The organism is Xanthobacter autotrophicus (assembly GCF_029991245.1).
GTDB classification, from domain to species: domain Bacteria; phylum Pseudomonadota; class Alphaproteobacteria; order Rhizobiales; family Xanthobacteraceae; genus Xanthobacter; species Xanthobacter autotrophicus_C.
In genome coordinates this window covers 1-10790 of record NZ_JAIVFO010000150.1, presented here as the reverse complement: position 1 = coordinate 10790, position 10790 = coordinate 1, and the positions used below count along the sequence as shown (strand labels likewise).

Sequence of the window (10790 nt, the reverse complement as noted above, 5' to 3'; positions counted from 1 at the left end):
CACCTGAGGCGGAAGCTGGGCCGGGTGGTGTGGGTGGAAGGCGTGCCGGAGGTTTGCCTCCCGCGCGACTGGTCCCGTCGGCCCCGGTTTTCGGCCGATGCCGGGTGGTTTAGGCCGGGTGGGTCAGGCCCAAACGCCCGCACGTGGGCCTGATCGATGGCCCATGCGTCAAGCTGACGGGCCATTGGGTCGTGTCTCAGTTTGAAAAGAAGCACGGTGGCCCCCTCTCCCCCGGCGGGAGAGGGCCGGGGTGAGGGGGCGTGCGACCTCCTCGGCGGACAGGCGTTTTTCTCGTGGTGGGGACCCCTCACCCCCACCCCTGCTCCCGCAAGGGGAAGGGGAGAACGGCCGCTCAAGGCGCTTTCGCAGAGCTCCGGCACGCCGGCAGGCCCTACGTGCGACCGCGACCCGGGCGCCGGACATCCATTACCCTTGACCCGGCGCGCCGGCTGATGGAGGCAGGGGAAGAGACTTCCCCTTCGTCCTGTGGAGACATCGCCATGCCGGGCAACGTGCCCGCCCAAAACGCGCCTGTCCAACCGGCGCCGGCCCAAGCCGCGCCGGCCGACACCGCCCCCGCGCCCCGTCGCGGGCCGCCGGAGCCCATTCCCGTCACCGTGCTGACCGGCTTCCTCGGCGCCGGCAAGACCACCCTGCTCAATGCGCTGCTGGCCGATCCGGGCCTGGCCGATACCGCCGTGCTCATCAATGAGTTCGGCGAGGTGGGGCTGGACCACCTGTTCGTGCGGCCGGTGGAGGAGGGCATCGTCATGCTCGCCTCCGGCTGCCTGTGCTGCACCGTGCGGGGCGACCTCGTGGCGGCGCTGGAGGACCTGCTGCGCGGCCGCGACAACGACCGCCTTCCGCCGTTTGCCCGCGTCATCATCGAGACCACGGGCCTCGCCGATCCGGCGCCGGTGATCCACACCCTGATGACCCACCCCTATCTCGGCCTGCGCTACCGCCTCGACGGCCTCGTCTGCGTGGTGGACGCGGTGAATGCCGACGCCACCCTGGATGCCCATGAGGAGGCGGTGAAGCAGGCGGCCATGGCCGACCGCATCGTCCTCACCAAGACCGACCTCGTGGCGGACGCGGACCGCCCGCAGCTGGAGGCCCTGAAGCTGCGGCTGAAAAGCCTCGCCCCCGGCGCCCGGCTGCTGGACTCGGCGGCGGGGGAGGCAGAGGCCGCCGCGCTCCTCGGCGCCGGGCTCTATGGGACCGCCGGCAAGGCGCCGGACGTGGCCCGCTGGCTCGCGGCGGAGGATGTGGCGGCGGCGGAGCCGGATGGCGCAAATCTCGACCCCAACCGCCACGATGCCCGCATCCGCGCCTTCACTTTGGCCACCGACGCCGCCATTCCGGCGTCCACCCTCGACCTGTTCCTGGAGCTGCTGCGCGCCACCCATGGCGGCAACGTGCTGCGCATGAAGGGCATCGTGAAGGTGGCGGAGGAGCCGGACGCGCCCATCGTGATCCACGCCGTGCAGCATGTGATGCACCCGCCCGCGCGCCTGCCCGCCTGGCCGGACGAGGACCATCGCACCCGGCTGGTCATGATCGTGCGCGACCTCGACCCCAAGGTCATTGCCCGCCTGTTCAACGCCTTCCTCGGCGTGCCGCAGGTGGATACGCCCGACCGCGCGGCGCTCACCGACAATCCCCTCGCGCCGCCGGGGCTGCGGTGATGACGCCTGAAGCTATGACAGCGGCGGATGTGCTCGCCTTCTGGCTGGCGGCCGGGCGGGAAAAGTGGTTCGGCGGCGGCGCGGCTTTCGACGACGAGGTGCGCGCCGCTTTGCTGCCGGCCCATGAGGCCGCCGTGGCCGGCGCGCTCGACGATTGGCAGGAGACGCCCGAGGGGGCGCTGGCATGGATCATCCTGATGGATCAGGTGCCGCGCAACGTCTTCCGCGGCACCCCGCGCGCCTTCGCCACCGACGCCCGCGCGCTGGCCGCCGCCGAGCGGGCGGTGGCGCGGGGTTTTGACGGGGCGCCGCAGATCGCGCCGGGGCTGCACAGCTTCTTCTACCTGCCCTTCATGCATGCGGAGGACAGGGCCGCGCAGGCGCGCGGCGTGGACCTCTACCGCGCGCTGGGGCAGGAGGAGGGACTGGCCTTCGCCCAGGTCCACAAGGAAATCATCGACCGCTTCGGCCGCTTTCCTCACCGCAACCCCATCCTCGGCCGCGCCATGTCAGCGGAGGAGCAGGCCTATCTGGATGGGGGCGGCTTCAGCGGGTGAGGGCAGGGGGCCGAGGTGGCGCAGAGCGGCCGTCATCTCCTCTCCCCTTGCGGGAGAGGAGATGGGGGTGAGGGGGCGGTGCCACCAGGAACGCCTGCCTGCTCAGGACCGCAGCACACCCCTCACCCCGGCCCTCTCCCGCAAGGGGAGAGGGGGACCGGCTTCTTTGACCCGGCCGAAGGTGACTTTCGCAGAGGGCCCGCACGCGGCAGAGGGGGGCGGCGGCTCTCGTCAAAAATTCAGCCGCGCCTTGATGCCCGCCGCCGCCGCGCGGCCGGTGGAGAAGCAGGCCTGCAGCAGATAGCCGCCCGTGGGGGCTTCCCAATCCAGCATCTCGCCGGCCGCGAACACCGGGGGCAGGTGGGCGGGCAGGTCGGCGAGGGCGTAGTCGTCGCCCACATGGCTCCAGGCGATGCCGCCGGCGGTGGAGATGGCGCGCTCCAGCCCGGCATGGCCGGTCACTTCCAGCGGCAGCGCCTTGATGAGGGCGGCGAGGGCCTGCGCGTCCGGCCGGACCGGGCCGGTGACCTCGCGCACGAGGTTCGCCGCCACCGGGGCAAGGCCGCCAGTCTTGCCCAGCACGGTGGAGAAGGAGGCCTTCTGCGGAGCGGTGGCGAGCCGGGCGGCGAGGGCCTTTTCGTCCACGTCCGGCCGCAGGTCCAGATGCAGGGTGATGGAGCGATGGCCTAAAGCCCGGCGCAGGTCCGTGGAGAGGGCATAGATGGCGCCGCCCTCCAGTCCCGTGGCCGTCACCACCGCTTCGCCGCGCACGAGGGTCTTGCCGAAGCGCACGGCGATGCGCTTCAGCGGCGTGCCGGCGAAGCGGGTGCGGAACACCTCCGACCAGCCGATGGTGACGCCCATGTTGGAGGGGGCCAGCGCGTTCACCGAAACACCCAAGGCCCGCAGTCCCTCCACCCATCCCCCGTCCGAGCCCAGGCGCGGCCAGGAGGCGCCGCCTAGCGCCAGAAGGACGGCATCCGCCGTCACTTCCGAAGGTCCTTCGGGCGTGTCGAACAGGATCGCGCCCGACGGGCTCCAGCCCCGGAAGGCGTGGCGCAGGTGGAAGCTGACGCCCTGCGCCGTGAGCCGCGCCAGCCAGGCGCGCAGCAAAGGCGAGGCCTTGAAGCTCAGGGGGAACACCCGTCCGCTGGAGCCGACGAAGGTCTCCTCGCCCAGATCCAGGGCCCATTGGCGCAGGGCGTCCGGGGGGAACGCCTCCAGCGCGGGGGCGAGGCGGCCCTCGGCCGCGCCATAGCGGTTCAGGAAGCGCGGAAGCGGCTCCGAATGGGTCAGGTTGAGCCCGCCGCGCCCGGCCATGAGGAATTTGCGGGCGACCGACGGCATGCGGTCATAGACGCCGACGCGCGCGCCGACGGCAGACAGGATCTCCGCCGCGGCGAGGCCCGCCGGGCCGGCGCCGACGATGGCGATGAAAGGCGCGTCGAGGGTCAATCTGTTGCCTTATGCCAGGGGCCGCCCGGGGTGGGGCGGGCCCTGAAACGAGAAACCCTCCGCCGGACGACGGCGGAGGGTCGAAGACTTGCAGAGCTAAAGCACCCGCGCGCCGAAAAAGAGGCGGCGGGCCGCCCGGCTCAGATGGTCTGGTTGTATTCGCCCACGTCCGGGAAGGTGCGCAGCACGCCGTCGATTTCCTTGAACATCTCGCGCATGCGGGCGTCGGACACCGGGCTTTCCACCACCACCACAAGCTCGGGCTTGTTGGAGGAGGCGCGCACCAGGCCCCAGGAGCCGTCCTCGCAGGTGACGCGCACGCCGTTCACCGTCACGAGGTCGCGGATCTTCTGGCCGGTGACGAGGGCGCCTTCGGCGGCGAGCTTCTCGTAATGCTCCACCACCTTGGCGACGATGCCGTACTTGGCCTCGTCGGTGCAGTGGGGCGACATGGTGGGCGAGGACCAGGTCTTGGGCAGGGCCTCGCGCAGGTCGGAGAGCTTCCGGCCGGGGTTGCGGTCCAGCATGTCGAGCACGGCGATGGCGGAGACGAGGCCGTCGTCATAGCCGCGGCCGATGGGCTTGTTGAAGAAATAATGGCCGCTCTTCTCGAAGCCCACGAGGGCGCCGGTCTCGTTCACCCGGCGCTTCATGTAGGAATGGCCGGTCTTCCAGTAGTCCGCCTTCACGCCGAGCTTGATCAGCTCGGGGTCGGTGGCGAACAGTCCGGTGGACTTCACGTCCACCACGAAGGTGGGGTTGGGGTAGATCTTGGCGAGGTCGCGGGCGAGCAGCACGCCCACCTTGTCGGCGAAGATCTCCTCGCCGGTATTGTCCACCACGCCGCAGCGGTCGCCGTCGCCGTCGAAGCCCAGCGCCACGTCCGCCTTGTGTTCCAGCACCGCGTCCCGCATGGCATGGAGCATCTCCATGTCCTCGGGGTTCGGATTGTACTTGGGGAAGGTGTGGTCCAGCTCGACGTCGAGCGGCACCACCTCGACGCCCAGCGCCTCCAGGATCTTCGGGGCGAAGGCGCCGGCGGTGCCGTTGCCGCAGGCCACCACCGCCTTGATGGGGGTCTTCAGCTTGGGCCGGTCGGTGAGGTCCTTGATGTAGACCTCGGGGAAGTTCTCCACGAACACGTAGGAGCCGCCGCCCTTCAGGTCGAACTTGGCGCCGAGGACGATCTCCTTGAGCTTCGTCATCTCGTCGGGGCCGAAGGTGAGGGGGCGGTTGACGCCCATCTTCACGCCGGTCCAGCCGTTGTCGTTGTGGGAGGCGGTCACCATGGCCACCGCCGGCACGTCGAGGGCGAACTGGGCGAAATAGGCCATGGGCGACATGGCGAGGCCGATGTCGTGCACCTTGATGCCCGCCGCCATGAGGCCGGAGACCAGCGCCAGCTTGATGGAAGAGGAATAGCTGCGGAAATCGTGGCCGGTGACGATCTCCGGCTTCACGCCCATCTCGTGCATCAGGGTGCCGAGGCCCATGCCCAGCGCCTGCACGCCCATCAGGTTGATTTCCTTCTGGAACAACCAGCGCGCGTCATACTCCCGGAAGCCGGTCGGCTTCACCATGGGCTCGGATTCGTACGCATAGGTGTTGGGGGTCAGGACCGGCTTGGGCGTGGGGAACATGCAGACAGCTCCTGCGGGCTGAAATTTCGCAGCTGCGAGATAGCACGGTTTCGTGACTGAACGAACGCTCCGAGCTTGAGAATAGCTCCGGTGACGGCAAAAAGTAGCATATAAACGGTATTATAATAACTAAATCGGTCTTTCGGCAGACCGAGGCGCGACTTTCGGGGCGGGACCTCGGCTCCTTCCGCACCCTTTCGCAAATTGCATTCGCGGCGGTGCAGCATAAGCGCCGCCGCGAATGGGGTCGGAGTACGGGTCAGGCCCGCAGGGTGGCGCCGGTCTTCTTGGTGACTTCCGCGACGATGCGGCCCGCCACCTCCTCGATCTCCTTGTCGGTCAAGGTGCGCTCGCGCGGCTGGAGGGTGACCTCCACCGCCACCGACTTCTTGTCGGGGTCGATGCCCTTGCCCTCATAGAGGTCGAACAGGCCCACGGCGGTGACGAGCTTCTTGTCGGCGCCTTGGGCGGCCTTCAATATGTCCGCCGCCGCCACCTCGCGGCCCACCACGAAGGCGAAGTCGCGCTTCACCGCCTGGAAGGCGGAGAGGTCGAGGCTGGGCTTCACCCGCGTCGCCTTGGCCTTGGGCTCGGGGATCTTGTCGAGGATGATCTCGAACGCCACCAGCGGTCCGCTCACGTCCAGCGCCTCCAGCACGGCGGGATGGATCTCGCCGAAATGGGCCATGGCGTTGGAGCCGAGCCGCAGCGTGCCCGAGCGGCCGGGATGGTACCAGCCCGGCGCATCGGTGGTGACCTGGAGGTTGGCCACCGGCGCCCCGCAGGCGGCGAGCGCCGCAGTGGCATCGGCCTTGGCGTCGAACACGTCCACCGCACCGGCGGTGCCGGACCAGTGGCGTCCGGCGCCCGAGGGCTTGGCCGTGCCGCGCCGCAGGCCCGTGGCCGCCTGACGCTGGCCGGTGGGGGTGTCGTCCAGGAAGATCTGGCCCACCTCGAACAGCGCCACGTCGGCAAAGCCGCGCGCCGCATTGGTCCCCGCCGCCTTGATGAGGCCGGGCAACAGGCTCGGCCGCATGTCCGACAGCTCAGCGGCGATGGGGTTGGACAGCGCCAACTCGCTCGCGCCGCCGCCGAACAGCCTGGCCGCCTCCTGCGAGACGAAGGACCAGGTGACGGCCTCCACCATGCCCCGCGCCGCCAGCGCCCGGCGGGCCTTGCGGCTGCGCAGCTGGAGCGGGGTCAGCACCGCCTTGCGGGCATCCTCCCCGCGCGGCAGCTCGGTGGCGGGCACACGGTCGAGGCCGAGGATGCGCACCACCTCTTCCACCAGGTCCGCCTTGCCCTCGATGTCGCCGCGCCAGGAGGGCGGCACCACCTCGAGCACCGGCGCGGCGCCGGAGATGGCGAAGCCCAGGGCCTCCAGCACGTCGCGGACTTCCTGCTCGGAGGCCTCCAGCCCGGCGAGGCGCTTCACCTCGGACAGCGGGAATGGAATCGTGCGGGTGGTGTCCGGAATGACGCCGGCCAGCACCACCTCGGATGCCTCACCGCCGCAGATCTCCTGAATGAGATGGGTGGCGAGTTCCAGCCCCGGCAGGGTGAAGGCCGGGTCCACGCCGCGCTCGAAGCGGAAGCGGGCATCGGAATTGATAGAAAGCTTGCGCCCGGTCTGGGCGATGGTGATGGCATCCCACAGGGCGGATTCGATCACCACGTTGGTGGTGGTCTCGTCGCAGCCGGAGGCTTCCCCGCCCATGATGCCGGCAAGGCTCTCCACCCCGTTCTCGTCGGCGATGACGCACATGGTCTCATCCAGCGCGTAGGTCTTGCCGTCCAGCGCCTTGAGGGTCTCGCCCGGCCGGCCCCGGCGCACCACCAGATTGCCCTTCACCTTGGCGAGGTCGAACACATGGAGCGGGCGGTTGCGGTCGAACGTCATGAAATTGGTGACGTCCACCAGCGCGTTGATGGGGCGCAGGCCGATGGCGCGCAGGCGGTCCTGCATCCATTGCGGCGAGGGGCCGTTCTTCACGCCCTTCACCACCCGTAGCGCGAAGGCGGGGCAGAGCGAGCTGCTCTCGCCGAATTCCAGCGTCACGCCAAGCGGCGCGGGGAAGGTGCCGTCCACCGGCTTCACCTTCGGCGCCATCAGCTCGCCGAGGCCGGCGGCGGCAAGATCCCGCGCCACGCCCGCGACGCCGAGGCAGTCGGCGCGGTTGGGGGTCACGGCGATTTCCACCACCGGATCGTTGAGGCCCAGCACTTCGGCGAAGGGCGCGCCGGGGGTGGCGTCCTCCGGCAGCTCCAGGATGCCGTCATGCTCTTCCGACAGGCCCAGCTCGCGGGCCGAGCACAGCATGCCGCGGCTTTCCACGTCGCGGATCTTGCCGATCTTCAGCTCCAGCCCGGAGGTGGGAATGACCGTGCCCGGCGCCGCGAACACGGTCTTCAGCCCCGCCCGCGCATTGGGCGCGCCGCACACCACCTGGATGGGCTCGCCTTTCCCGATGGAGACGGTGCAGACCTTCAGCTTGTCGGCGTTGGGATGCTTCTCGGCGGTCAGCACCTCGCCCACCACGAAGGGCGCGAGCTGCCTGGCCTTGTCCTCCACCCCCTCGACCTCCAGGCCGATGAGGGACAGGCGCTCGACGATGGCGTCGAAGGAGGCGGTGGGCTCAAGGTGGTCCTGGAGCCAGGAGAAGGTGAATTTCATGGGTCCTGCTCCTTACGCGCTCAGGCCGCCTGCGAGGGTCGGGAAATCCAGCGGGCGGAAGCCGTAGTGGGAGAGCCAGCGCACGTCGGCCTCGAAGAAGGCGCGCAGGTCGCTCATGCCGTATTTCAGCATGGCGATGCGGTCGATGCCCATGCCCCAGGCAAAGCCCTGGTATTCGTCCGGGTCGAGCCCGCAATTGCGCAGCACGTTGGGATGCACCATGCCGCAGCCGAGGATCTCCAGCCAGTCCGAGCCCTCGCCGAAGCGGATCTCGCCGGGGCGGGAGCGGTCGCACTGGATGTCGACTTCCATGGATGGCTCGGTGAAGGGGAAGAAGGACGGTCGGAAGCGCATCTTCACGCCCTCCACCTCGAAGAAGGACTTGCAGAATTCTTCCAGGATCCACTTCAGGTGGCCGAGGTGCGCGCCCTTGTCGATCACCAGCCCCTCCACCTGGTGGAACATGGGGGTGTGGGTCTGGTCGCTGTCGCAGCGATAGGTGCGGCCGGGGCAGATGACGCGGATGGGCGGCGTCTTGGTCTGCATGGTGCGCACCTGCACCGGGGAGGTGTGGGTGCGCAGCACCTTGCGCTGCCCGTCCGCGCCGGGGGGCAGGAAGAAGGTGTCGTGCATCTCCCGCGCCGGATGGCCGGGGGGGAAGTTCAACGCGGTGAAATTGTGGAAATCGTCCTCGATGTCCGGGCCCTCGGCCACCGAGAAGCCCATGTCGGCGAAGATGGCGGTCAGTTCCTCCATCACCTGGGCGATGGGGTGGACGCGCCCGGTCTCGGCGGCGGCCTCGCGGACCGGCAGGGTCACATCCACCTTTTCGGTGGCGAGGCGGGCTTCCAGGGCCTTGGTCTTCAGCGCCGAGCGGCGATGGGTGATGAGGCCGGTGACCCGGTCGCGCAGGCCGTTGATGGCCGGGCCCATCACCTTGCGCTCGTCCGGGCTCATGGCGCCCAGCGACTTGAGCAGCTCCGAGACCGAGCCCTTCTTGCCGAGGGCGGCGATGCGCACCTCTTCGAGGCTGGCCTCATCCTCGGCGCGCATGATGGCGCTCGCGATGTCTTGCTCCAGGTCCGCGATGGCGCTCTGGTCGGTCACGTCGGTGTCGGACATGTGGATGCTCTTGAAGTTCTGGACCGCCCGCGGGTCGGTCGGGCGCGGCGCCCGGACGGTTGCGCCGCTTATAGACGGGGGCCGCCCAAACGCAAAAGCCCCGGACGGATGACCGCACGGGGCTCTTGAAGGTCTCGCAAAGACGGGCGGAAAGCTCGGGCCGGAGCGGAAGCTCAGGCCCGCGCGGAAGCTCAGGCCAGCGCGGCCTTGGCCTTTTCCACCAGGGCCTTGAACGCGTCGGGCTCGTGGATGGCGATATCCGAAAGCACCTTGCGGTCGACCTCGATCCCGGCCTTGTCGAGACCGTTGATAAAGCGCGAATAGGTCAGGTCGAGATCGAGCGCGCGCACACCGGCGTTGATGCGCTGGATCCAGAGCGCACGGAAGTTGCGCTTCTTAACCTTGCGGTCGCGGTAGGCATACTGCATCGACCGTTCGACGGCGGACTTCGCAGCGCGGATGGTATTCTTGCGACGGCCGTAAAAGCCCTTGGCGGCTTCAAAGACCTTCTTGTGCTTGGCGTGTGATGTAACGCCACGTTTGACGCGGGCCATGGAAAAACTCCTTCAGATCGCGGTGCGGCGTCAGCCGTTCGGCAGGAACGACTTGCGGATCACGCGGCCGTCGCTCTCGCTCAGGATCGTGGTGCCGCGCTGGTTGCGGATCTGGCTGTTGGTCCGCTTGATCATGCCATGGCGCTTGCCGGCCTGGGCCGCGATCACTTTTCCCGTACCCGTCAGGCGGAAGCGTTTCTTGGCTCCCGACTTGGTCTTCATCTTGGGCATTTGGCTCTCCGTGGCATGGGTTCGCCACGCCTTGCGGCGGGGAACGCTCAGCCTCTTGTTGCTGTTGAGCGATATGAGCCAGCGCGGCAGCCCTTGTTCGCCGGCCGGCTCGAAGGCGGAAGTCGTTACAGGAGGAAGACGGGAAAGGCAAGCGCCGGCCGGCCCCGTGGCCGCGGGCGGGTGCTGCGGCGCGGTGGAATTGGTGTGCCGCACTGTCACGCAGGCTTGAACGCGGAAGTGCCGAATTTGAGCAACGGCAACACCTTCGCCGCGTTGTCGCCGTAGGTTGTCGACGATCCGGCGAAACAAACGACACAAATTCAGCCGAGCCTGTATCGCGTAAAGGGAGTGAGTATCATGTTCGGAACAAAAAGAGTGGCACTGTTCGCGGCCGCCATGGTCGCCGGCAGCATGCTCTCGTTTTCCGCAAGCCCTGTCAGCGCGCAGGCGCTGCGCCTCGGTCTCGTGAACAGCGACATGCAGGGCGCCGCTGCGACGGCGGATATCGTCGGCTACCGCGGCGGCGGCGGCTATCGCGGTGGTGGCGCGCGCATGGGTGGTCCCCGCATGGGTGGTCCCCGTATGGGTGGTGCCCGCTTCAGCGGGGCACCGCGGATGGCGGGTCCGCGGATGGTGGGACCGCGCTATGGCGGCGGCGCCCGCTACATGGGCGGTCCTCGCTATGGGGGTGCGCGCTATGTGGCGCCGCGGGTCGGCGGTCCGCGCTATGTGGGCGGCTATCGTCCGGGCTGGGGGCCGGGTCCCGTGCGGCCGGGCTGGGGTCCGGGACGTCCGGGCTGGGGTCCTGGCGGTGGACCGGGCTGGGGCCATCCGGGCTGGCGCCCGCCGCCGGGCGCATGGGGTCCGGG

The 10790-nt window shown here is 69.1% G+C and carries 9 protein-coding genes; 3 read left to right on the top strand and 6 right to left on the bottom strand.

Annotated features, from left to right (window positions below):
* Positions 1-500: 500 nt before the first annotated feature.
* Positions 501-1688 carry a CobW family GTP-binding protein gene (locus K9U41_RS19255; protein ID WP_282642479.1) on the top strand — a complete coding sequence of 396 codons (1188 nt, stop codon included), beginning with the start codon at positions 501-503 and terminating at the stop codon, positions 1686-1688.
* Positions 1688-2245: a DUF924 family protein gene (locus tag K9U41_RS19250; protein ID WP_282642478.1), complete on the top strand. Its 558-nt coding sequence runs from the start codon at positions 1688-1690 to the stop codon at positions 2243-2245. The genes K9U41_RS19255 and K9U41_RS19250 overlap by 1 nt, the downstream gene beginning before the upstream one ends.
* A gap of 231 nt (positions 2246-2476) precedes the next feature.
* On the opposite strand, the gene K9U41_RS19245 is transcribed toward K9U41_RS19250, so the two are convergent.
* The 6 genes from K9U41_RS19245 to rpmI all read right to left on the bottom strand — a co-directional run bounded on the left by K9U41_RS19245 (position 2477) and on the right by rpmI (position 9921).
* Positions 2477-3700 (bottom strand): TIGR03862 family flavoprotein, encoded by a 1224-nt coding sequence (locus tag K9U41_RS19245; protein WP_282642477.1) that lies wholly within the window; start codon positions 3698-3700, stop codon positions 2477-2479.
* A gap of 140 nt (positions 3701-3840) precedes the next feature.
* Positions 3841-5340, bottom strand: coding sequence for a phosphomannomutase/phosphoglucomutase (locus K9U41_RS19240; protein WP_282642476.1), 1500 nt, complete (start codon positions 5338-5340; stop codon positions 3841-3843).
* A gap of 259 nt (positions 5341-5599) precedes the next feature.
* Positions 5600-8014: a phenylalanine--tRNA ligase subunit beta gene (pheT, locus tag K9U41_RS19235; RefSeq protein WP_282642475.1), complete on the bottom strand. Its 2415-nt coding sequence runs from the start codon at positions 8012-8014 to the stop codon at positions 5600-5602.
* 12 nt (positions 8015-8026) lie between these two features.
* Positions 8027-9136 carry a phenylalanine--tRNA ligase subunit alpha gene (gene pheS / locus K9U41_RS19230; protein WP_282642474.1) on the bottom strand — a complete coding sequence of 370 codons (1110 nt, stop codon included), beginning with the start codon at positions 9134-9136 and terminating at the stop codon, positions 8027-8029.
* A gap of 191 nt (positions 9137-9327) precedes the next feature.
* A complete protein-coding gene (gene rplT / locus K9U41_RS19225; protein ID WP_138398293.1) occupies positions 9328-9690 on the bottom strand; it encodes a 50S ribosomal protein L20 in 363 nt (120 codons plus the stop codon).
* 30 nt (positions 9691-9720) lie between these two features.
* Entirely contained in the window at positions 9721-9921 is a 201-nt protein-coding gene (gene rpmI, locus K9U41_RS19220; RefSeq protein WP_149578234.1) for a 50S ribosomal protein L35, read from the bottom strand.
* Between the two features lie 375 nt (positions 9922-10296).
* Here rpmI and K9U41_RS19215 point away from each other — a divergent pair.
* On the top strand, positions 10297-10790 hold a 494-nt coding region (locus K9U41_RS19215), incomplete at its 3' end, for a hypothetical protein (protein ID WP_432715830.1).